The sequence below is a fragment of the Hydrogenophaga sp. H7 genome (assembly GCF_002025745.1).
In the GTDB taxonomy this organism is placed as follows: Bacteria; Pseudomonadota; Gammaproteobacteria; order Burkholderiales; family Burkholderiaceae_C; genus Hydrogenophaga; species Hydrogenophaga pseudoflava.
Genome location: NZ_MCIC01000016.1, coordinates 134,729 through 157,207, shown reverse-complemented (window position 1 = coordinate 157,207; position 22,479 = coordinate 134,729). Strand labels below are relative to the sequence as shown.

Annotated in this window: 17 protein-coding genes and 1 riboswitch; of the genes, 7 read left to right on the top strand and 10 right to left on the bottom strand. The window is 71.3% G+C overall.

Translation table 11 applies throughout. The features are described from left to right. From BC358_RS14275 to BC358_RS14245, 7 genes are all read right to left on the bottom strand, one after another. Positions 1-1,095 (bottom strand): 3-deoxy-7-phosphoheptulonate synthase, encoded by a 1,095-nt coding sequence (locus BC358_RS14275; RefSeq protein ID WP_079366350.1) that lies wholly within the window; start codon positions 1,093-1,095, stop codon positions 1-3. Between the two features lie 37 nt (positions 1,096-1,132). Continuing rightward, entirely contained in the window at positions 1,133-1,609 is a 477-nt protein-coding gene (locus BC358_RS14270) for a C40 family peptidase (RefSeq protein WP_079366349.1), read from the bottom strand. A gap of 48 nt (positions 1,610-1,657) precedes the next feature. After that, positions 1,658-2,653 (bottom strand): calcium/sodium antiporter, encoded by a 996-nt coding sequence (locus tag BC358_RS14265; RefSeq protein ID WP_218669495.1) that lies wholly within the window; start codon positions 2,651-2,653, stop codon positions 1,658-1,660. Positions 2,654-2,666: 13 nt separating this feature from the next. Beyond that, positions 2,667-3,578 carry a universal stress protein gene (locus BC358_RS14260; RefSeq protein ID WP_079366348.1) on the bottom strand — a complete coding sequence of 304 codons (912 nt, stop codon included), beginning with the start codon at positions 3,576-3,578 and terminating at the stop codon, positions 2,667-2,669. A gap of 21 nt (positions 3,579-3,599) precedes the next feature. After that, the gene (locus tag BC358_RS14255) at positions 3,600-6,284 is read right to left on the bottom strand and encodes an HAD-IC family P-type ATPase (protein WP_079366347.1); all 2,685 of its coding nucleotides are present in this window, start codon (positions 6,282-6,284) and stop codon (positions 3,600-3,602) included. Next, positions 6,281-8,005: a YbaL family putative K(+) efflux transporter gene (gene ybaL / locus BC358_RS14250; RefSeq protein WP_079366346.1), complete on the bottom strand. Its 1,725-nt coding sequence runs from the start codon at positions 8,003-8,005 to the stop codon at positions 6,281-6,283. Before ybaL ends, BC358_RS14255 begins: the two co-directional genes overlap by 4 nt. A gap of 123 nt (positions 8,006-8,128) precedes the next feature. Next, positions 8,129-9,331, bottom strand: a complete 1,203-nt coding sequence (locus BC358_RS14245) for a helix-turn-helix domain-containing protein (RefSeq protein ID WP_079366345.1) — start codon at positions 9,329-9,331, stop codon at positions 8,129-8,131. 170 nt (positions 9,332-9,501) lie between these two features. Here BC358_RS14245 and BC358_RS14240 point away from each other — a divergent pair, with 170 nt between their 5' ends. Genes BC358_RS14240 through BC358_RS14230 form a run of 3 tightly spaced genes read left to right on the top strand, consistent with a single transcriptional unit; the run spans position 9,502 to position 12,445 of the window. Beyond that, positions 9,502-11,169 (top strand): PQQ-dependent dehydrogenase, methanol/ethanol family, encoded by a 1,668-nt coding sequence (locus BC358_RS14240; protein WP_079366344.1) that lies wholly within the window; start codon positions 9,502-9,504, stop codon positions 11,167-11,169. A 2-nt stretch (positions 11,170-11,171) separates the two neighbouring features. Further along, positions 11,172-11,540, top strand: a complete 369-nt coding sequence (locus tag BC358_RS14235) for a c-type cytochrome (RefSeq protein ID WP_079366343.1) — start codon at positions 11,172-11,174, stop codon at positions 11,538-11,540. After that, the gene (locus tag BC358_RS14230; protein ID WP_079366342.1) at positions 11,537-12,445 is read left to right on the top strand and encodes an ABC transporter substrate-binding protein; all 909 of its coding nucleotides are present in this window, start codon (positions 11,537-11,539) and stop codon (positions 12,443-12,445) included. The genes BC358_RS14235 and BC358_RS14230 overlap by 4 nt, the downstream gene beginning before the upstream one ends. A 460-nt stretch (positions 12,446-12,905) precedes the next feature. On the opposite strand, the gene BC358_RS14225 is transcribed toward BC358_RS14230, so the two are convergent. Genes BC358_RS14225 through BC358_RS14215 form a run of 3 tightly spaced genes read right to left on the bottom strand, consistent with a single transcriptional unit; the run spans position 12,906 to position 16,362 of the window. Then, positions 12,906-13,523, bottom strand: coding sequence for a PolC-type DNA polymerase III (locus BC358_RS14225; RefSeq protein ID WP_079366341.1), 618 nt, complete (start codon positions 13,521-13,523; stop codon positions 12,906-12,908). Beyond that, positions 13,520-15,670 (bottom strand): HAMP domain-containing sensor histidine kinase, encoded by a 2,151-nt coding sequence (locus tag BC358_RS14220; protein WP_256861522.1) that lies wholly within the window; start codon positions 15,668-15,670, stop codon positions 13,520-13,522. Before BC358_RS14220 ends, BC358_RS14225 begins: the two co-directional genes overlap by 4 nt. Then, positions 15,667-16,362, bottom strand: coding sequence for a response regulator transcription factor (locus BC358_RS14215; protein WP_079366340.1), 696 nt, complete (start codon positions 16,360-16,362; stop codon positions 15,667-15,669). The genes BC358_RS14220 and BC358_RS14215 overlap by 4 nt, the downstream gene beginning before the upstream one ends. A gap of 167 nt (positions 16,363-16,529) precedes the next feature. On the opposite strand from BC358_RS14215, the gene BC358_RS14210 reads away from it, so the two are divergent. The 4 genes from BC358_RS14210 (at position 16,530) to BC358_RS14195 (ending at position 22,476) form a co-directional block, all read left to right on the top strand. Continuing rightward, positions 16,530-17,831 (top strand): SPFH domain-containing protein, encoded by a 1,302-nt coding sequence (locus tag BC358_RS14210; protein ID WP_079366339.1) that lies wholly within the window; start codon positions 16,530-16,532, stop codon positions 17,829-17,831. 1 nt (position 17,832) lies between these two features. Further along, positions 17,833-19,362 (top strand): hypothetical protein, encoded by a 1,530-nt coding sequence (locus tag BC358_RS14205; protein WP_256861521.1) that lies wholly within the window; start codon positions 17,833-17,835, stop codon positions 19,360-19,362. 35 nt (positions 19,363-19,397) lie between these two features. After that, on the top strand, positions 19,398-21,098 hold the full coding sequence (locus tag BC358_RS14200) for an AarF/ABC1/UbiB kinase family protein (RefSeq protein ID WP_079366338.1): 1,701 nt from the start codon (positions 19,398-19,400) through the stop codon (positions 21,096-21,098). A 185-nt stretch (positions 21,099-21,283) separates the two neighbouring features. Next, positions 21,284-21,384, top strand: a riboswitch (guanidine-I (ykkC/yxkD leader). 51 nt (positions 21,385-21,435) lie between these two features. Further along, positions 21,436-22,476 carry an ABC transporter substrate-binding protein gene (locus BC358_RS14195; protein WP_079366337.1) on the top strand — a complete coding sequence of 347 codons (1,041 nt, stop codon included), beginning with the start codon at positions 21,436-21,438 and terminating at the stop codon, positions 22,474-22,476. Positions 22,477-22,479: the final 3 nt, after the last annotated feature.

The window sequence follows — 22,479 nt, the reverse complement described above, 5'->3', positions numbered from 1 at the left end:
TCAGCGGGCGCGGCGCTGGCGCACGGCGGCCGCCAGCCCCTGCAGCACCGGTACGGTCTGCTCGAAGCTGATGCAGGCGTCGGTCACGCTCACGCCGGGCAGCAGCGGCTGGCCGGGCACGATGTCCTGCCGGCCCTCGAACAGGTGGCTCTCGATCATGATGCCGGTGATGCGCGCATCGCCCGCGGCGATCTGGTCGGCCACTTCGGCCGCCACGTCGATCTGCCGGCGGTGCTGCTTGCTGCTGTTGGCGTGCGAGACGTCGATCATCACCTGCTCGCGCTGGCCGGCGGCCTTGAGCAGGGTGCAAGCGGTGTTGACGTCCTCGGCGCTGTAGTTGGGCGCCTTGCCGCCGCGCAGGATGACGTGGCAGTCCTGGTTGCCACGGGTCTCGAAGATCGCGGCCTGGCCCATCTTGGTCATGCCCATGAAGGCGTGCGGCGCCTGTGCGGCCTGGATCGCGTCGCTGGCGACCTTGACGCTGCCGTCGGTGCCGTTCTTGAACCCCACCGGGCAGGACAGGCCCGAGGCCAGCTGGCGGTGGCTCTGGCTCTCGGTGGTGCGCGCGCCGATGGCCCCCCAGCTGACCAGGTCGCTGATGAACTGCGGCGAGAGCAGGTCCAGGAACTCGGTGCCCACCGGCAGGCCGGCGCCCAGCACGTCCAGCAGCAGCTGGCGCGCCAGCTCCAGGCCTTCGTTGATGGCGAAGCTGCCGTCCAGGTGCGGATCGTTGATGTAGCCCTTCCAGCCCACGGTGGTGCGCGGCTTCTCGAAGTACACGCGCATCACGATCAGCAGGTCCTCGGCCAGCGCATCGGCCTGCTCTTTCAGGCGCCGTGCGTAGTCCATGGCCTGGCCGTGGTCGTGGATCGAGCACGGCCCGACCACCACGATCAGCCGGTCGTCCTGTCCGTGCAGCACGCGCGAGAGCGCCGCGCGGCTGCTCTCCACCAAGGCCTGGGCGGCCGGCGGCGTGGGCAGCCACTCCTGCAGCAGCGCGGGCGTGATCAGCGGCCGCACCGCGCCGATGCGCAGGTCGTCGATGCGGGTGGTGTCGTGGGTGGACAGCGGCGGGGTGGCGTGAACGTGGGGCATGGCTCCGATTGTCGCCGGCTTGTCCGGAAAAACCGTGTCAGGGCCTGCGATAACGCACCGTCTGGCGCGCCCAGTAGCGGTTGTCCAGCCGGTCCAGCCGCACCGTGCCGCCGCTGGACGGCGCATGCACGAAGCGGCCGTCGCCGACGTAGATGCCCGCGTGCCAGGCCGGGTCGCGGCCGAAGATCACCAGGTCGCCGGTGCGCAGCTCGTCGGCATCCACCGCCTGGCCGAAGCCCGACAGCTGGGCCACGGTGCGCGGCGGCGCCACACCGGCGCGGTGCCGGTAGACATAGCCGATCAGGCCGCTGCAGTCGAAGCCGCTCTCAGGCGTGTTGCCGCCCCAGCGGTAGGGCGTGCCCACCAGGCCCATGGCGTGGATGGCGAGGTCGCTGCTGTGTTCGGCCGACAGCGGCGGCAGCGACGACGAGGGTGGGCGGGCCGGCGGCGCGCTGCCGCAGGCGGCCAGCAGCAGGGCGGTGGTGAGACTCAGGGTGTGCAGGACCAGACGCATGGCGGCGAGCTTACGGCATGCCCGTGGAGGCGTCGGTGTCCAACGGTGTCAGGACCGCCAGAGCAGCAGGCTGCCCAGATAGCCGGCGTAGGCCAGCACGAAGCCGATGCCCTCGCGGCGCGAGACCAGCCGGTCGCTGCGGAACACCGGCAGGCAGACGATGGCCACCAGCGCGGCCAGCGGCAGGTCGATCCACAGCACCTCGGCGCTGACGTCCACCCCGCTGGTGGGTGCGGCCACCATGGTCAGGCCGAGGATGACCAGCACGTTGTAGATGCTGCTGCCGATGAGGTTGCCGATCGCCACGTCGCGGTCGTTGCGCAGGGTCGAGATCATCGTGGTCACCAGCTCCGGCGCCGAGGTGCCGATGGCCACGATGCTCAGGCCGATGAAGGCGTCCGACACGCCGTAGGCCTTGGCCAGTTCGACTGCGCCGGCCACCAGCAGCTCGGCACCCAGCACCGCCAGCGCCATGCCTGCCAGCAGCAGCGCACCGTTCCAGGCCCAGGCCGCGGCACCGGTGGGCATGTTCAACCGCGGAGGCGCCTGCGCTGCCAGCGCGTCGCGGAACGCCAGCCGGGTGTCCGGCGCCTCCTGCCGGCTCAGCTGCACCAGCGCCACGGTGTAGACCACCGCCGCCAGCAGCAGGCCCAGACCCTCGGCCCGGGTGAGCACGCCGTCCATCGCCATGACGAGCAGGGCCACGGCGGTGGCAATCATCACCGGCACGTCCAGCCGCACGCTCAGCGAACGCGTGGGCAGCGGGCGGATGGCCGCACTCAGGCCCAGGATGAGCAGGATGTTGACGATGTTGGTGCCGGCGATGTTGCCCACCGCCAGCGGACCCTTGCCCTCGTGCGCGGCGGTCAGGCCCACCGCCAGCTCGGGCGCACTGGTGCCCACCGAGACCACCGTCAGGCCGATGACGATGGGGCTGATGCGCAGCAGGGTCGCAATGCGGGTCGCGCCGCGCAGCAGCATCTCGGCGCCCAGCACCACCACGACCAGGCCACCGAGGAACAGCAGGGCGGGATGCAGCGCCACGGCCCGTCCCGCGTCAGCCGGCGTCCTGCGGACCGCGCTTGTCGACTACCACCAGCACGTCGGCGTCGCCCTCGGAGAGCACCCGCTTGGTCACGCTGCCCAGCAGCAGTTCTTCGGTCACATGGGTGCCGTGTTTGCCCATCACCACCAGGTCGCAGCCCAGGCGTTGCTGGTGGCCGGTGATCAGCGCCACGGCGTCGCCGTGTTCGACCAGCGGTGTGTAGTCGCCAGCCGCCAGGCCCTGTTCGGCCGCCATCTCGCGCAGCTGCTGCAGGGCGCGCTCGCGCGCCTCGATGCGGTACTGGTGGATGATGTCCTGCGACACGCCGGCGTACTGCAGCATGCCCTCGAAGGGCACGTCGAAGGCGTGCAGCAGCACCAGGCCGGCTCGGGGCGCGAGTTCGCGCGCCAGTGCCAGCGCCAGCGCGGAACCGGGCGAGAAGTCCATGGGCAGCAGCACGCGGCGGTAGGGCTGCTGGAACGGGTTTTTGACCACCAGCACCGGGCAATGGCTCCTGCGCAGCAGGTGCGAGGCGGTGGAACCCACCACCAGGCGGCGCAGCAGGCTCTGCCCGCGCGCGCCCACCACCACCAGGTCGGTGTCGGTCTCGCGCACCAGCGCCGGCACCACGCGCGAGGCCAGGCCCTCTTCCACCCGCAGGGTGGGCGCCGGCCCGGGGTGGCGTGCCGGGTCGGCCATGGCGGCGGCCAGTGCGGCCTGCTGCTGCTGCACGGCGGTGTGGGCCACGCTGTCGGCGCGCTCGCCCAGCAGGTTGCGCAGCGGGCCCAGCGCGTCCAGCCCCAGCGCGTGCAGCACGGTGTGGCGGGCGCCGGTGGTCGTGGCCAGGTCGGCCGCGCGGTCCACCGCCTGCAGTGAGTGCGCCGACAGGTCGGTGGCGCTCAGGATGTGTCGGGTCATGGTCATGGCTCTCTCCTCGCAGGTTCTTCAGATGCGGCGCACACCGCGGCGACGCAACAGCGCCTTCTCGGCCTCCACCAGCACGAACACGCCCGCCCCCATGGCCAGGATCATGGCCCAGGAGCTGGCGTGCAGCGGCGTGGTGTGGAACAGCCGCTGCAGCGGCGGCGCGTAGGTGAACAGCAGCTGCAGCCCCACCAGCAGGGCCGCCACACCCAGCGCGACGGGGTTGCCGGTCAGCGTCTCGGACCGCCAGGCATGGCGGGTGAAGTGGCGCACGTTGAACAGGTAGAACAGCTCGCACATCACGATGGTGTTGACCGCCGCGGTGCGCGCGGTCTCCAGTGCGGTGCCGCGCGCGAGCTCCCAGTGGAACACCCAGAAGGTGGCGGCGATCATCAGCCCGATGACGAACAGGATGCGCCCGCCCAGCGCGCGGGTGATGATGGATTCCTGCGGGGGCCGCGGCGGGTGCCGCATCACGCCCGGCTCGGCCGGCTCGAAAGCCAGCGACAGCGCCAGCGTCACCGAGGTCACGGTGTTGACCCACAGGATCTGCCCGGCCGTCACCGGCAGCGGCAGGCCCGCGAAGATGGCCAGCAGGATCACGCCGGCCTCGCCGCCGTTGGTGGGCAGCATGTGCATCAGCGACTTCTTGATGTTGTCGTAGACCACCCGGCCCTCGCGCACGGCGCGCGCGATGGTGGCGAAGTTGTCGTCGGTCAGCACCAGGTCGGAGGCCTCGCGCGCCGCGTCCGTGCCCTTGCCGCCCATGGCCACGCCCACATCGGCGGCTTTCAGCGCGGGCGCGTCGTTCACGCCGTCGCCGGTCATGGCCACCTGGTGGCCCTCGGCCTGCAGTGCGGCGATCAGCCGCAGCTTGTGCTCGGGGCTGGCGCGCGCGAACACGTCGGTGTCCTGGGCGGCGCGGCGCAGCGCCGCGTCGTCGAGCGCGGCGACGGCGTCGCCCGTCAGTGCCCGGTCGGCCTGCAGGCCCAGCTGGCGGCCGATGGCCGCGGCCGTCACCGCGTGGTCGCCGGTGATCATCTTCACGCGGATGCCGGCCTCTCGGCACTCCGCCACGGCAGCCACCGCCTCCTCGCGCGGCGGGTCGATGATGCCCACCAGGCCCAGCATCTCGAAGCGCGGGGTGAGGTCGGCCAGGTCCACCTCGGTGCGCCCTGTGGGCCAGTCGCAGCGGGCCAGTGCCAGCACGCGCTCGCCCGCGCCGCCGGCGCGCTCCACCGCCGCGGTCCAGCGCGCGCAGTCCAGGGGGCGGCCGCCCGCTTCGCCCGTGCACAGCGCCAGCACCCGCTCGGGCGCGCCCTTGAGCAGCAGCTCGTGGTGGCCGGCGTGGTCGTGGTGCAGCGTGACCATGATCTGCCGCTCGGACTCGAAGGGGATCGCGTCCAGCCGCGGGAAGGCCTGGGCCGCGGTCGCGGCGTCCAGGTCGGCCTTGTGCGCCAGGGTGGTCAGCGCACCCTCGGTCGGATCGCCCGTGAGCACCCAGCCTTTGTCGTCTTCGCGGTGAATGCGCGCGTCGTTGCACAGCAGCGCGCAGTGCAGCAGGGCCATCAGCGCCGGCTCGTCGCCAGGGTGCAGCACCGATCCGTCCGCAAGGTGGAAACCGCCCTCGGGCACATAGCCGGTGCCGGTCACGCGCAGCTCGCGGCCCGGCAGCACCACGCGCACGGCGGTCATCTCGTTGCGGGTGAGGGTGCCGGTCTTGTCGCTGCAGATGACGGTGACGGAGCCCAGCGACTCCACCGCCGGCAGCCGCCGCACGATGGCCTTCTTGCGCGCCATCACCCGGGTGCCGATGGCCAGCACGATGGTCACCACCGCCGGCATGCCCTCGGGGATGGCGGCCACCGCCAGCCCCACCACCGCCAGAAACAGGTCGAACAGCGCCATGCCGGCCACGAAGTGGCCCCAGGCCATGGTCAGCACCGACACCCCGAGGATGAAGGCGGTGATCTGGCGCGCGAAGCGGTCGAGCCGGCGCGTCAGCGGCGTGGCCAGGGTCTGCACGCCGCTGACCAGCTGGCCGATGTGGCCGATCTCGGTGGCGCCGCCGGTGGCCACCACCACGCCGCTGCCGCTGCCGTAGGCCACCAGCGTGCCCGAGAAGGCCATGCCGTGGCGATCGCCCAGCGGCGCGCCCTCGGCCGCGGCGCCCGTGTCCTTGTCCACCGCGGCCGATTCGCCGGTCAGCGCCGATTCCACCGTGCGCAGGTTGCGGCCCTGCAGCAGGCGCAGGTCGGCCGGCACGCGGTCGCCCGGCTCCAGCCAGACGATGTCGCCCGGCACCAGCTCCCCGGCGTCGATCTGGTGGCGCTCGCCGCCGCGCTGCACCGTGGCGCGCGCGGCCAGCATGCGGCGCACGGCGGCCAGGGCCTGCTCGGCCTTGCCCTCCTGGATGTGGCCGATGAGCGCGTTGATCAGCACCACGCCCAGGATCACGCCCGCGTCCACCAGGCTGCCCAGCAGCAGCGTGGCCAGCCCGGCGGCCAGCAGCACATAGATCAGCGGGTTGTGGAACTGCAGCGCGAAGCGCTGCCAGGCCGGCCGGCGCGGCGGCTCGGGCAGGCGGTTGGGACCGTGCTGGGCCAGCCGCCGGGCCACCTCGCCGGCGTCCAGGCCGTCGGCCGGGTCCACGCCCAGGCGCTGCAGCACCTCGGGTCCTTCCAGGGCATGCCAGGAGTTCTTCATGCGGCCTCCCTTGCGGGTGCGGTCTCCTGCAGCCGGTCCAGGATGTGCGAGGCCATGCCGCGCGCCAGCTCGTGCTCGCCCAGGAACACCGTGCCCAGGCTTTCCTTGCGCAGCAGATCGGCCTCTTCCTCGTTGTGGGTGCGCAGCACCACGGCGATGCCGGGGTTGAGCGTGCGGGCGATCTCCACCATCTTGCGCACGTCCACCGCGTCGGGAATCGCCACCACCAGCATCGCCGCCTCGGCGATGTGGCCCTGCACCAGCACCTCGGGTGTCATGGCGTCGCCGCTGACGGCCGCGATGCCCTCGCGGCGCAGCGCGTCCACCGTCTCGCGGTTCTGCTCCACCACCACGAACGGCAGCTGGTGTTCGCGCAGCGCCTGGGCGATGCGCCGGCCCACGCGGCCATAGCCCACCAGCACCACCTGGCCGCTGAGCAGCTGGCGGTCGGTCGAGGTCGGCAGTTCGGCCAGCGGATCGTCGCGCATCTCCAGCTGGCGCGCGAAGGCCGACCGCGCCAGGACCCAGCGCCGCAGCGGCTCGACGGCCGAGAACAGCGCCGCGTTGGCCGCGATCGAGATCAGTGCGGCCGCCAGCACCAGGCTCTGGCCCTCGCGCGGCATCAGCTCCAGCGCCACGCCCAGGCCGGCCAGGATGAAGGAGAACTCGCCGATCTGCGCCAGGCTCGCGCCCACCGTCAGCGCGGTGTTCAGCGGGTAGCGGAACAGCAGCACCAGGGCCACGGCTGCCACGGTCTTGCCGATCAGGACGATGGCCACCACCGCCAGCAGCTTGACCGGCTGCTGAAAGACCACCGCCGGTTCGAACAGCATGCCCACCGAGACGAAGAACAGCACGGCGAAGGCGTCGCGCAGCGGCAGCGACTCGTCGGCCGCGCGGTGGCTGAACTCGGACTCGCGCATCATCATGCCGGCGAAGAAGGCGCCCAGCGCGAAGGACACGTCGAACAGCATGGCCGCGCCGAAGGCCACACCCACGGCGATGGCCACCACGCCCAGGGTGAACAGCTCCTGCGAGCCGGTGCGCGCCACCCACCACAGCAGCTTGGGCAGCAGCCGGCGGCCCACCACCAGCATCAGCACCACGAAGGCCGTGACCTTGGCCAGGGTGATGCCCACCGTGGTCCAGATCTCGCCGGCCTGGGGCGCCACCGCGGCCTCCCCGCCGTGCGCCTTGAGCACGCCCGCCAGCGCAGGCAGCAGCACCAGCACCATCACCATCACCAGGTCTTCCACCACCAGCCAGCCGACCGCGATCTGGCCGTTGACCGACTTGAGCAGGCCCTTGGACTCCAGCGCGCGCAGCAGCACCACCGTGCTGGCCACCGACAGGCACAGGCCAAACACGATGGCGGCGCCCAGGTCCCAGCCCCAGAGCATGGCCACGCCGCCCCCCAGCGCGGTGGCCACGGCGATCTGCACCACCGCGCCCGGCACAGCGATCTTCTTGACCGACATCAGGTCGGCCAGCGAGAAGTGCAGACCCACCCCGAACATCAGCAGCATCACCCCGATCTCGGCCAGCTGGCCGGCCAGGCCGACATCGGCCACGAAACCCGGCGTGGCCGGGCTGACCACGATGCCCGCCAGCAGGTAGCCCACCAGCGGGGGCAGCTTCAGCCGGGCAGCGAGCAGTCCGAACACCATGGCCAGGCCAAAGGCGGTCGCGATGGTGGCGATCAGCGTGACGTCATGGGGCATCCGTGCGGGCTTCCTTCGGGCGTGGAAAAAGGGTCTTTTGGCGGGTGGCGCTTTTGACCTTATCACGCGCGGGGCCACCCGCCCGGGTGTCCGAGCGTGGGCGTGGGCGACCCGGGCGGGCGCCTATTTCCGCAGGTGCCGGTAGACCAGGCCGCGCGAGACGCCGAGCTGGCGCGCGGTGCGCGCGACGTTGCCGCCGTTGGCCTGCAGCGCGTCTTCGATCAGGCGCTGCTGGGTCTGGGCCAGCGAGGGGGCGGGCGCCGGGGCGGGCGCCGGGACCTCGGGCTCGGCGGCGGGTACCGGCCCGGGCGCGGGTGGCATGGTGGCCGGCCAGGCGACCGCGTGCCGGAAGTCGATGCCATCGCGCAGACCCAGGGTCGCGCGCACCCAGATGCCCAGGCCGCTGGGCAGCTGCAGGCGCAGGGCTTCGGTGGCGCCGCACAGGGGCAGCAGCTGCGCCAGCCCGTGGCCGAACAGCTCTTCCACCGGCGCCACCTCCTGGCGCGACGGGCGGCCCAGCAGGCTGTGGCCGGTGGCGTTGACCCAGACCACGCGACCGCCGTGGTCCACGCCGGCCAGTCCCTCCATCGGCGTGCCCAGCAGCGCGGGGGCGGCCTGGAAATGCAGCACCAGGTGCTCGTCGGATTGCGCCTGCAGCAGGCGGTTCTCGATCGAGGTGGCGTACACGCCGACCACGGCCGCGGCGTCGAAGCCGAAGGCGCGCGATTCGGTGGACACGTCCAGCACACCGACCAGCCGGCCGTGCACGTCGTGGATCGGTGCGGCCGCGCAGCGCACCTGGCCGAACACCTCGTAGAAGTGCTCGCAGCACTGCACGGTGCAGGCCATGCCGGTCTGCACCACGATGCCCGGCGCGTTGGTGCCCAGCACCTCCTCGGCCAGCTGGACACCCACGCGCGTGGCGGCGTCCAGCACCTTCTGTTCGGGGTCGCCCGTGCCGCGCGAGGCGTGCACGATGACCCCGTGCGCGTCGGTCAGCATCAGGCGGCTGGCGGTGCCTGCGAGCGCGGCTTCGAGCTGCTGCAGGTCGCCGTGCGCCGCCTCCAGCAGGCGCCGGTTGCGCGCCAGCGCGGCGCTCAGCGCGCTGCGGTTGACCGGGTCCAGCGCGGGCATCTTGTGGCTGGCGTGGCCCAGCGTGCGGCTGCGGCCCCAGGAGCGGATCACCGCCTCGCTCACCAGACCGGCGGGGTGCTGCTGTTCCTCGAAGAAGCGCTGGCGCGCCAGCGCCGCACGCTGCTCGGGCGTCTGGAAGAACGGCTGCGGCGGAAGGTCCTGGGTGGACAGGGTTCGGTGGGTGGCGCGCATGGTGGTGGGGGCGAAGTCTCGCGTCCGAAGCGGCGGTGTGGGTGAGTGTTCCACTGCAGAACACTTTTCCCACCGGGAAAACCCGGACGTGATCCGCGGCGCCCAAATTCCCACAATGAAAGAGGACAGACAACAACCAGAGGCGCAGCCTCAACCCACAGGAGACATCCATGCAACAGACCACCCGATGGGCGGGCGCGGCCGCGCTTGCGCTGCTCGCCACCAGCCTGCACGCCCAGTCCCTGGACGACCTCAAGCGCGACAGCGCCACGCCCGGCGACGTGCTCACCTACGGCATGGGCTACAACAACCAGCGCTACAGCCCGCTCAAGCAGATCAACACGGGGAACGCGGCCAAGCTGCGCCCGGTCTGGGCCTACAGCCTGAACAACCCGCAGGGCCAGGAGTCGCAGCCCATCGTGCACAACGGCGTGATGTACGTGACCACGCACAACACGACGGTGGCGATCGACCCGGCCACCGGCAAGCAGATCTGGAAGCAGGAGATCGAGCTGCCCCAGGACGTGTTCAAGATGGCCTGCTGCGGCATCCTCAACCGCGGTGCCGCCATCTACGACGGCAAGCTGTTCCGCAGCACGCTGGACGCCCACGTGATGGCGATGGACGCCAAGACCGGCAAGCAGCTGTGGAAGAGCAAGGCCGCCGACTACCAGAACGGCCAGGCCATGACCAGCGCGCCGCTGATTGCCAATGGCGTGGTGCTGACCGGCATCGCCGGCGGCGAGTACGGCACGCGCGGCTTCATCGACGGCTGGGACCCGGCCACCGGCAAGCAGCTCTGGCGCTTCTACACCACCGCCGCGCCCGACCAGAAGGGCGGCGACACCTGGCCTGGTGACACCCACCTCAAGGGCGGCGCACCGACCTGGCTGACCGGCGCCTACGACCCCGATCTGGACCTGGTCTATTGGGGCACCGGCAACGGCGGCCCCTGGAACCCGAACGCGCGCAAGGGCGACAACCTCTACATCGCCTCCGTCGTGGCGATCCGCCCCAAGACCGGCGAGCTCGTGTGGCACTACCAGTTCAGCCCCAACGACCCCTACGACTACGACGCCACCGAGGTCGGCATGCTGGTCGACATGAAGATCGGCGGCAAGGACCGCAAGGTGCTGGCGCAGGCCAACCGCAACGGCTTCTTCTACGTGCTCGACCGCGCCAGCGGCGAGCTGCTGGCGGCCAATCCCTATGTGAAGGTCAACTGGGCCGAGCGCATCGACCTCAAGACCGGCCGCCCGGTGCCCACCGAAACCGACAAGAAGGCGCGCGCCGGTGAAGACGTGGAGATCTTCCCCAGCGTGCTCGGCGGCAAGAACTGGACGCCGATGTCCTGGAACCCGTCCACGGGCCTCGCCTACGCCAACACGCTCAACATCAGCTGGCCGTACCAGCTGGCCAAGCCCGAGTACAAGAAGGGCGAGTGGTACCTGGGCGTGAACTTCCGCGGCGTGAACATGCCCAAGAACGAACCGCACGGGTATCTGAGCGCCATCGACCCGATGACCGGCAAGAGCAAGTGGCAGATGGCGTGGCCGGGCCAACCGAGCATGGCCGGCACGCTGTCGACCGGCGGCGGCCTGGTGTTCACCGGCGCGGCCACGGGCGAGTTCATCGCGGTGGACGCGAACAACGGCAAGAAGCTCTACGAGTTCCAGACCAGCAGCGGCATCATCGGCCTGCCGGTGACCTTCGAGCACAAGGGCAAGCAGTACGTGACCATCGTCTCGGGTGCGGGCGGTGTGTGGGCGCTGATGGGCGACGAGCGCATGTCGCAGGTGCCCGCCGGCGGTTCGGTCTGGACCTTTGCTGTCGATTGACGATGCGCTGGCGCGAAACCATCCTGTGTGCGCTCGCCCTCACGGGCGCGGCGCTGGCGCAGTCGAACACCGTGCCGGCGGAATCGGTGCCGGTGGTGATGCCACCTGCGGCCCCCTTCACCGCCGAGGCGGTGGAGAAAGGCCGCGAGCAGTTCCACCGCACCTGCGCCCAGTGCCACGGCCGCAACATGGTCAACGCGGGCACCACGGTGTATGACCTGCGCAAGTTCCCCACCGAGCAGCGCGAGCGCTTCTACAACTCCGTGACCAACGGCAAGGGCAACATGCCCTCGTTCAAGGGCGCGCTGGAGCCGGAGGCGATCGAGCTGCTGTGGAACTACGTCGCCACAAGAGGAGGCAAGGAGTTGTGAACACCCCCCGCGCGCTGATGGCGCCGCTGCTGCTCGCACCGGTGATGGCGCTGGCGCAGGCGGCGCCGCTGACCGTTTGCATGGCCGAGGACAACCCGCCGTTCTCGCTGGCGCGCAAGGGCCAGGTCACGGGCTTCGACGTGAAGCTGGCGGAGGCCGTGGCGCGCGAGCTGGGGAGGGAGTTGAAGCTCATGCCCTTCGAGCCCGAGGTCGAGAAGGAGGCGATGCTGACGCACGAGGTCAACGCCATGCTCTCGGCCGGCCTGTGCGATCTGGCCAGCGGTTTTCCGCTGCTGGCCTCGGACCTGGGGCCGCCCACGCGCGAGCGTTTCAAGACGCCGGACCACCCGGGCGCCAAGCCGCCGCGCGAGCGGCCTTTCGTGCCGCTGGGCACGCTGGCAGCGAGCCAGCCTTACCAGGGCACGGCGCTGGTGATCGTGCAGCGCGCCGGTGCGCCCGTGGCGGCGTCGCTGGGTGATCTGAAGGGCCGCAAGGTGGCCGCGGTGGCGGGCACGCTCGAAGGCACGCTGGTGGCCATGTACGGCGGCGGTACGCTGGCCAAGGACATGGTGTCGCTGGGGCAGCGCGAGGATGTCTGGGCGGCGCTGGACAGTGGCCGGGTGGACGCGCTGATGGTGCCTTCTGCGGCGTTCGACACGCACCGGGCGCGCAAGCCGGGCACGACCCTGCAGGCGGGGCCCGCGCGGCCGCTGGGGATCAACCTGGGCTGGGTGGCGCTGTCGTCGAAGGCGGATCTGCTGGAGGCGGTGAACCGGGTGGTGGCGCGTGCTTCGGCTTCCGGGGAGCTGCAGGTGTGGGCGCGGGAGGCGGGTCTGTCGTGGCAGGCGTCTTCTGTGCCTGCTGTGACCGGGACTCTGTCGTTGGCTGGGTTGCTTCGGGACTGAGCTTCTTTCGTGTCTTTTCTGGGCTTGGACCTCGCGCCAGGGTGATGTCGCCGCCCGCAGGCTCCGGCCCACCTCGCACGCGCGCTCGCCTGTTCGCCGCCATTGCTTCATGAACACCGGGTGGGCGCGCCCAACTCTGTGGCATGCGCGAATGGGGCCTGCGCCTTCGGACAGCGCCATCACCCTGTGAGGAGCGCGAGAGAGCGCTTCGAAAGAAGGCTCCCGAACCACGGTGTTCCGTCTTCCTGCCGTGAACAGTGATGCCACTGGAGCCGGGTGTGCGCATGGGCGGGCGCAGGCCCCATTCGCGGTTGCCCGAGCGGAGGCGAACAACAAGCGCTGTTGACGAAGCAAACACAGCGAACAGGTGAGCCAGCCCGCGAGCGTGGGCCGGAGAACGCCCATGCGCACACCCGGCTCAGAACAACAGCAACGAAAGAAACAGGACGAAGGAAAAAATTCAGGCCAGCGCAGCCACCTGCCGAGCAAAGAACTTCGGCAAAGCAGCCTTCGAACACGCCTGCAAGGCACAAAGAAACGCGTGGTCCGGCCGCGCCACCCCGTGCTTCAACATCAGGTCGTGCCGGATGCGCCCCAGCAACTCCGTCGCCATCTCCGCATCCGCCAGCGCCCGGTGCGCCTGCCCCGTGCGCGGCAGGCCGAACCAGTCCACCAGCTGCCCCAGCTTGTGGCTTGGCGCCTCCGGGTAGAGCCGGCGCGAGAGCAGCACCGTGCAGGCGAAGGGCTGCAACGCCGGCAGGCCGCAGTGCGCCAGCTCGGCCTGCCAGTAGCGCCGGTCGAAGCCCGCGTTGTGGGCCACCATCGGCGCATCGCCCACGAAGCGCGCCGCCTCGGCCATCACCTGCGCGGCCGGCGGCGCGGCGGCCACCATCGCGTTCGTGATGCCCGTCAGCTGCGTGATGAAGGCCGGGATGCGCACGCCCGCGTTCATCAGACTCTGGAACCGGTCCACCACCCGCCCGCCCTCGGTCATCACGATCGCGACCTCGGTCGCGCGGTCGCCCAGGTTCGGCGAGGTGCCGGTGGTTTCAAAGTCGATGACGGCGATGCGGTTCATGCGGAAGTGGGCGTTCGTGAGGTGGCGCGCGGCAGGCGCAGCGTGAAGCTGACGCCGTCGCCGACGTTCGCGGCCGTGATGGTGCCACCCATCTTGGCCATGTAGGTGCGTGCGACGAACAGGCCCTGACCGCGGCCCTCGCCCTGCGCGCCGCTGGCCGCGCCGTCGCTCGCGCCGTAGTCGAAGATCTTGTCCAGCAGCGCCTCGGGAATCGCCGGGCCGGTGTTGTGGATCTCCAGCGCCACCATCGCCTCGCCCAGGCCCGACAGCGCCAGCGTCACCGGCGTGCCCGTGGGGCGGTAGCGGTCGGCGTTGCGCAGCACGTGGGTCACCACGTCCTCCAGCGAGTGTTCGTCGGCCTGCACCCACACCGGCGCGCCGGCCGGCGCGTAGACCACGTCGGCGATGCCGGCGTAGGGCGCGTTCTCGGCCACGTGGCGCAGGAAGGTGTCCAGGTCCAGCGCGTCCACCTCCACGGTCGCCGCCGTGATCGCCTCGCTCGGCGAGGCCGTGCCGTAGAGCGCGCGCACCGCCTGCTGCATGCGGTGCACATAGCGGTGGCTGGGGTCGGCCGCGTCGCCGTGCAGCACCATCAGCGACTGCAGCGGCGACATGATCTCGTGGCCCACCGCGTGCCACATGTCGCGCTCCTGCTCGTTGCGCAGGTGCTCGCGCCGCACGCCCTCCTTCACCCGCTGCAGCAGCGCCGCCAGCGAGCCGGCCAGGATGCCCATCTCGTCGCGTCCGCGGAACTCGCTCACGTCCAGATCGCCCAGCCGCCGCTCGACCTGCGGGTCCTGCATGTTGTAGTTCAGCGCCGCCGCGCGCTGGGTCAGCAGCGCCACCGGCCGGATCAGGCCCAGTTCGATCACCAGCCAGGCCAGGAAGATCGCCGCCAGCATCGCGCCCACAAAGCCACTCACGCGCGTGGCGGTGGCGCTCAGGCTGCGGTCCACGCTGGCCAGCTCGCCGCTGAGGCTCAGCTGGTAGCGGCCGCTGGAGGTGCTGACGGTTTCGCTGGCCGACACCTGCGTGCGGGTGTCGCTGGAGGGCAGCCGCAGGATCAGGCGCGTGAGCCAGGGCGCGGCCACGCCCTCGCCCTGCGCCTGGCCGCGCAGCTGCGTCACCAGCTGCGGCTGGTCGGCGCCCAGGCGCTCGATGCGCAGCACCTCGCCCTCGGACAGCGTGCCCGCCAGCTGCTGCAGCGAAAACGCCCGCTCCGCGCCCGGCCGCGCGCTGTCGAACAGCACCCGCCCGCCCGGCGCCACCCATTGCAGGTGCAGCCGCGTCTGCGCCAGATCGGCCGGCGGCCAGGTGCGTGGGCCCTTGGCAAACAGCGCCTTGCGCCAGGCCTCGACCGGCACGCGCAGCGAGAGCAGGCTGCGGCGCGCGCAGTCCGGCAGGGCCTGGCCCGGCACCGCGCAGCCGGCCTCCTGCCAGAGCCAGCCGCGGAAGTCGCGCACCGGCCGCGAGCCCTTGACCAGCAGCGTGCCCTCGCCCGCGAAGCCGGTGATGCGGCCGCGCAGGCCGCCGTCGCCCAGGTCGGCCGGTGCGTCGCCCGGTGCCTCGAAGGGCGCGACCCAGCGCTCGGTGCCGGCGGCGGTCTCGGCGCGGATCACCGCGTGGCTCACCGGGTCCAGCTCCAGCGTGCCCTTCTCGCGCGCCACCGCGGGCGGCAGCACCAGGTCGGCCACCAGGTAGACCACGCCGCCCGCGTACGCGCTGTTGCCCACACCCACACACAGCTGCCCGCCGTCGTTCGGCCAGTGCACCGCGCAGCCGCTCATCTCCACCGCCTGCCGCGCCTTGAACGGGTCGGAGTAGTCGAGCGCGGAGAACGGCAGCACCACCGGCGAGAGCCCCGCGTCCGAAGGCGCCACCGCGTCGGCGTTGATCAGCGCCAGCTGCCCGGTCGGGTGGCGCAGCTGCGCGGCCATGGTCGAGAGCGTCTGCCGGAAGCCCGCCTCGTAGCGCGCCCGCGCGCGCTGCTTCTCCTCGGCCAGCAGCGTCAGCGCCAGCCCCATCACCGCCAGCGCCAGCAGCAGGAACACGCCGTGAAACACGATGCGCCGTCGGAACGCCGCCAGCGGCAGCCGCGGCAGCGTGAGCGCCGGCAGCGAGGGCAGGTCCAGCGGGCCGAACTTCACGGCCGTGACCAGCGGAAGCCGCGCATGGGCACGTTTTCAATGGCGTCGAAGCCCGGGTCCAAGTCGCGGAACGCGTCGCGGATCGCGCTCACGTGCTTGCGCACGTTGTCGCGGTTGCGCCCGCTCTTGACCACCTCGAACAGGTCCTCGTAGCTCACCGTCTGGCCTTTGTGCTGCACCAGCACGGCCAGGATGCGCTGCGCGGTCAGCGGCAGGTTGATGCGCTGGCCGCGCCAGGTGGGCGAGCGCTGCCACAGCGGGTCCAGGCTCAGTTCCTCGTCGGCCGCGGCCACCGGCGCCGCGCCCTTCTGCGCCCGCGCGCTGCGCAGGATGTCCAGGAAGGTCTCGACGAACTCGGCCTCGTCGAAGGTGGTCTTCTGCAGGTAATCCCAGGCGTCCAGCGCCTTCATGATGCTGCGGTAGATGGCGGCCGGCATGGCCGAGACCACCAGCACCGGCGTGCCCTGGTGCAGCTTGTTGATGGTGTTGATGATGGCCACGCCCGCGTGCCGCTCACGGCCCAGTTCGATATCCAGCACCACCAGGTCGTAGCGCTCGCGCGCCAGCGCGGCCTCGGCGCTGTCGCGGTCGAACCACTGGTGCACGGTCAGTTCGGGGCGTGCGGCTTTGATCCAGCCGGCCAGCTGGTCGCTGGTGGGGCGGTCGTCTTCGATCACGGCAACGGTGGGCATGGGCCGATTATCGAAGCGGCCCGGAATGGGCCCCTGTGAGTATTTCTTCCGGGGCCGGCGGCAAACCCGCCCGCTGGCCGCATTGAGACTTCCGCGCGTCTTGGGAACGATGCAGGGCATGGCGAACCCGCGGTTGGGAACGCCAGCCACAACACCTGGAGGACCCCATGCTGCACCGACTCAAGACCCTCACCCGTTCCACCCGCCTGGCGCTGGCCCAATGGCTGCGCGGGGACCGCGCCGCCGCCACCGAAGAGGGCGACGAGGGCTCCACACCCCCGCTGCGCCCGATGCGCCCCATGCCCAGCGTCGGCCTGCGCCCCGTGCTGCTCACCCTGGGCACCGCCGCCGTCGCCGCAGGCGCCGCCTGGACGCTCGTGAAGCACCCACCGGTGCAGCCGCTGGAGCCCGGCCACCTGGCCGTGCGCACCAACAACCTGACGGGCGAGACCAGTGTCTGGCGCGAGGGCCCGGTCTGGGTCTGGCCCGGCCTGCACCAGCTCGCCACGCTCTCGCTGCAGGACCGCAGCTGGACCGCCGCGGCCATGGCCACCGCCGACGGCGCCGCGCCGGCCCAGACGGTGGAAGGCCTGTCCATCGGCATGGACCTGCGGGTGCGCTACGCCATCGACCCCTCGCGCATCGGCGGTGCCCAGGCCATGAGCTACCCGAAGGACATCGACGGCCAGATCATCGAACCCGCGGTGCAGGCCACGGTCTACAAGATCGTCGCGCGCCACACGGTGCGCGAGATCTTCTCGTCGCAGCGCGCCCAGATCGAACAGGACATCGAGACCCAGATCCGCGAGCGCCTGAAGGCCGACGGCCTGCTGCTGCGCTCGGTGCACATCGGCCAGATCGACCTGCCCGAGGACTACCGCCGCGGCATGGAGGTGCTGCTGACCGAAGGCCTGTCGGCCGAGAAGATGCGCTACACGCTGGAGCTGCGCGAGAAGCAGGTGAAGGAAAGTGAACTCACCGCCGCCGCCGAGAAGGCGCGGCGCGAGGTCGCGGCCGAGGCCGCGGCGCGCGAGCAGGTGATCGCGGCCAAGGCGCAGGAAGAGGCGATGAAACACGTGCTGCCGCTCAAGCAGCGCCAGATCGAACAGCGACAGCTGGAAGCCGAGGCCGCGCGCGTCTCGCGCGTGAAGCAGGCCGAGGGCGCGGCCCAGGCGCGCCGCATCGAGGCCGAGGGCGAGGCCGAAGCGCGCCAGAAGCTGGCCGACGCCGAGGCCTACCGCCTCAGGAACATCGGCAAGGTCAACGCCGAGCAGATGGCGATGGAAGGTGCGCTGATCACCAGGCACCCGCTGCTGATCCAGAAGACCATGGCCGACCGCCTGAGCGACAAGGTGCAGGTGATCATCGCGCCGCCGAACAGCAACGGCTTCATCGGCGGCAACCTGCTGGGCAACGTGGCTGCCGCGCCGCGCGACACCGAACTGCCCGACGACGACGGGGAGCAATGAGATGGGCCTCGGACCGAAGACCCGTTGGGCGCGCTACCTCTGGGCCGGCACGCTGGCCATCGCGCTGGCCGCCACGCTCTACACCGCCGCTGCACGCGCTGCGACCTCCGCACCCGTCACCGCCGTCGGCCTGGTGACGCGCGACAAGGTCGCCCTGCGCGCCGCGCCCAGCGACCGCGCCGCCAGCCAGACCCTGCTCTGGCGCGGCGAGGCGCTGGAGATCCGTGGTGCCCGGGGCGACTTCCTGCAGGTGTGGGACCACCACCGCGAGCGCGGCGGCTATGTGCGCGCCACGCAGCTGATGCGCGTGGCCGGCGACGCCGCCGAAGCGCCGCAGCTGCTGGCCCTGCTGGGCTTCGTGAGCGAGCAGCCGGGCGCCGAGCCGCTGGGCCTGGCGCTGGCCGCCGCCACCATCCAGGCCCTGCCCGCGGCCGCGCTGCAGGGGCCGCCCGGCGCGGCCGTGATGGACGCCATCGGCCGCCAGGCCGAGCGCCTGGCCGAACGCGCCACGGTGGGCACCGGCCGCGCCGACGACCCGCTGCTGACCGCTCACCTGGACGTGGCGCGCCGCCACGGCGTGGAACTTGTGACCCGTGAACGCGATGACCGCATGAGCGTCTGCTACGAAGGCGACGCCTGGCGCCGCCTGCTGGTCCTGCGCGCCGCCAGCGCCGAACAGAAGGCCCGCGCCGCGCTGGCCCTGACCCGCGCCGAGTGCGTGGAACAGCCGGCCCGCCTCGCCGACCGCGAGGCGCTGGACGAAGACCTGGCCGACCTGCTGGCCCACGCCGACGCACCGGCGCTCGCGCCCCACTGGCGCGCCCGCATCGCCACGCGCCAGGCCGAGGTCTGGAGCCGCATCGCCTACGCCCGCGCCCAGCGCGACCAGGCCGACACCGCGCGCCAGGCGGCACAACGAGCCATCGACGCCATCGACCGCATCGAGAAGGCCGAGCTGGTCGACGACGACCTCGCGCGCTTCCACGCCGCCGCCGTGCGCGTGAACGCCGTGCGCTGGGCCGCCGCACCGGCCGTGCCCGCATCGGGACGGCTCACAGTCGCCACCCGCCGCGCCGAGGACGGCCAGACTTGCGTGTTGCTGCGCGACCCGAAGGCCAGGGCCGACGCCCCCGCGCTGGCCGAGCGCTGCAGCTGGGGCCAGGTCTGGGCCGCCTCGGCCGCGCCCAACCGCGAAGGCACGGCGCTCGCGCTGGCGGTGCAGCCGGTCGACGGCTGGCGCGAGCTGTGGGTGTTCAGAAAGGACGCGGGCGGCTGGGGCGTGCAGGTGCTGCCACCCTCCGCGCTGCAACCCGGCATCGGTTACGCCGAGTTCGCCGGCTGGGAGCCCGGCGGCCGGCGGATGCTGGTGGCGCGCGAGGCCCTGGCCGAGGGCAAGACCATCCGCCGCTTCGAGGTGGTGAAGGTGGCCACGCTGACGCCCGAACGCACCGCCTTCGACGCCGAAGCCCTGGGCCCGTTCAGCCGCTGGCCCGATGCGGCGTGGAAGCGGGCGTCGCTGGCGTTGCGGTGAGCGACAGTGGGCCACCTCCGCCCTATGATCGCCGCATGCTGATCGAAACTTTGGGCTCGGCCCGCGACATGGGCCGCCTCAACCAGATCCTGGGCGTGCTCATCCGCCACGGCTTTGGCGACAGCGTGCGCCGGCTCGGCCTGGCCGACCGGCTGGAGCGCGCCGGCCATGCGCTGCGCTGGGAGCACGCGGCCGACCTCGCAAAACTGGAGCCGCCGGTGCAGCTGCGCCTGGTGCTCGAAGAGCTGGGGCCCACCTTCGTCAAGCTCGGCCAGATCCTCGCCGGGCGCGCCGATCTGTTCGGCCCCGAGTACATCGCCGAGTTCGAGAAGCTGCACAGCAACGTGCCCGGCCTGCCGCTGGACGAGCTGCGGCCGCAGCTGCGCGAGGACCTGGGCGGCGAGCCCGAGGCGGTGTTCGCGCGCTTCGACACCGAACCGCTGGCGGCGGCCTCCATCGCGCAGGTGCACCGCGCCCAGCTGCACGACGGCACCGAGGTGGTGGTCAAGATCCGCCGCCCGGGCATCGACCGCACCATCGAGGCCGACCTGCGGCTGATGGGCCGCCTGGCGGCGCTGGCCGAGGCCGAGTTGCCCGCTCTCAAGCCCTACCGCCCGCAGCAGCTGGTGCGCGAGCTGGCGCAGTCGCTGCGCCGCGAGCTGGACCTGGCCAGCGAGTGCCGCAACGCCGAGCGCATTGCCACCAACATGGCTGGCCTGCCCTGGATCGTGGTGCCCAGGGTGCACTGGGACTTCACCCGCTCGCGCGTGAACGTGCAGGACTTCGTCCAGGGCATCGCGGGCCACGAGCTGGCCCAGCTCGACGAAACCGGGCTGGACCGCACCCTGCTGGCGCGCCGCGGCGCCCAGGCGGTGCTCAAGCAGATCGTGCAGGACGGCCTGTTCCACGCCGACCCGCACCCCGGCAACGTGTTCTACCTGCCGGACAACCGCATCGCCTTCATCGACTTCGGCATGGTCGGCCGCCTCTCGGCGCGCCGCCGCGAGGAGCTGCTGCAGCTGCTGATGGGCCTGGTCGAGCGCGACCCGCGCACCGTGGCCGACGTGCTGCTGGACTGGGCGGGCGACGCCCACACCGCCAACCTCTCCTCGCTGGAAACCGAGATCGAGACCTTCGTCGACCAGTACCACGGCGCGCCGCTGGCCGAGCTCAACCTGGGCCAGATGCTGGGCGACGTGACGGGCATCCTGCGCGGCCACCAGCTGGGCCTGCCGTCCGACCTGGCGCTGCTGATCAAGGCCTTCATCACGCTCGAAGGCATGGGTCGCGGGCTGGACCCGGACTTCCACATGACCAGCGAGGCGCTGCCCCTGCTCAAGCAGGTGGTGCGCGCGCGCTACCAGCCCAAGGCCATGGCCACGCGGGCCTGGAAGACGCTGCGCCGGGTGCTCTCGGTGGCCGAGCAGCTGCCCGACGACCTCACGCGGCTGCTGCGCAATGCGCGCCGCGGCAAGGTGCACGTGGGCATCGACATCGCGCACCTCAAGCGGGTGGGCGACCAGATCGACCGCGCGGCCAACCGGCTGGCGATGGCGCTGATCATTGCCGCGCTCATCGTCGGCTCCTCGATCGTGATGACGGTGCAGGGTGGCCCGACCCTGTTCGGCTTGCCGGCGTTCGGCTTCATCGGCTTTGCCAGCGCGTTTGCCGGCGGCCTGTGGCTGGTGCGCGCCATCTGGCGCAGCAGCCATGGCAAGGACCTGGGCGACGACTGAGCGCCACCCGGTGCGCCAGGGTCCGGCGCACCAAGTCTGTTCACCGCCTGGCCGAAGCGCCCTGTTTCTGACGCGCTTTGGTGCGCCGGGCGCGTTCAAAGGCCCTGCCAACCCTGGCACGCTCCATGCATTGGGGGGTATCAGCATGGATGAGCGGTCTGTGACCGGTGGTTGCAGCGGCTCGTGCGTAGGTCCACTAGGGTTCCGTCTGCGGCAGCGCAGGGTCTGGTCCGAGAGTGGGCCGGCCTCATCGCAGGCTCCACGGAGGGACAAAAGCCCGGGAGAACGACATCAGATCGTCTCTCCTGCGCCCGTCCCTCACCACATGGAGCTTCACATGAAACTGGCTGGTCTCTTCTCCTCTCCCGCAGCGTCCACCCCTTCGTCGTCCCTGTTCGGCCGGCTGTTCAAGCCCGCACTGGGCGTGGCGCTCTCGCTGGCCACCGCGGCCGCGATGGCCGCCCCCACCAACATGAAGATCGCCACCGTGGTGTGGATCGGCTACGGCCCGTTCTACGTGGCCGAGTCGCTGGACCTGTTCAAGAAGTACAACCTCAAGGTCTCGCTGCAGGTCTTCACCGACCCGGCGCTGATCCCGCCCGCCATCGCCTCGGGCGCTGTGGACGGCGGCATGCTGACCTACGACCAGGTGGTCGGCCAGGTGGCGGCCGGCAAGGCCATGAAGGTGGTCATGCCCATCGATTACTCCAACGGCGGCGACGCCATCGTGGCCGACGCGTCCATCCAGTCGGTCAAGGACTTCAAGGGCAAGAAGGTGGGCTACAACCCGCTCTCGCCGAGCGACTTCCTGCTGTCCTACGCGCTCAAGATCAACGGCCTGGGCGAGAAGGACATCAGCCCGGTCAGCATGACGCCCGAAGCCGTGCCCGCCGCGATGGCCTCGGGCCAGCTGCCGATCGGCGTGACCTACGAGCCCAGCCTGTCGCAGGTGCTGGGCCAGGGCGGCGGCAAGAAGTTCAAGGTGGTGTTCTCGTCCAAGGACGCGCCCGGCCTGATCGCCGACGTGCTGGTGTTCGACGACAAGGTCATCAAGGCCAAGCCGACCGAAATCACCGGCCTCATCAAGGCCTACCTCGACGGCATGGCCTACATGAAGGCCAAGCCCGACGAGGCCGCCAAGATCATCGGCAAGTTCATGGGTGTCTCGGCCAAGGAAGCCAAGGAACAGATGAGCGGCGTCTACAACATCCCGCTGGCCGAGATGCCCAAGGCCTTCCTGCCGGCCAAGGAAACCACGTCCTACTACGCCAGCGGCGAGGTGATCGGCCAGCTGCTCAAGGCCAAGGGCCAGATCAGCGCCATCCCGGCCACCGAGGCCACCTTCGACGCTTCGCTGGTCAAGGCGCTGGTCAAGTAAGCG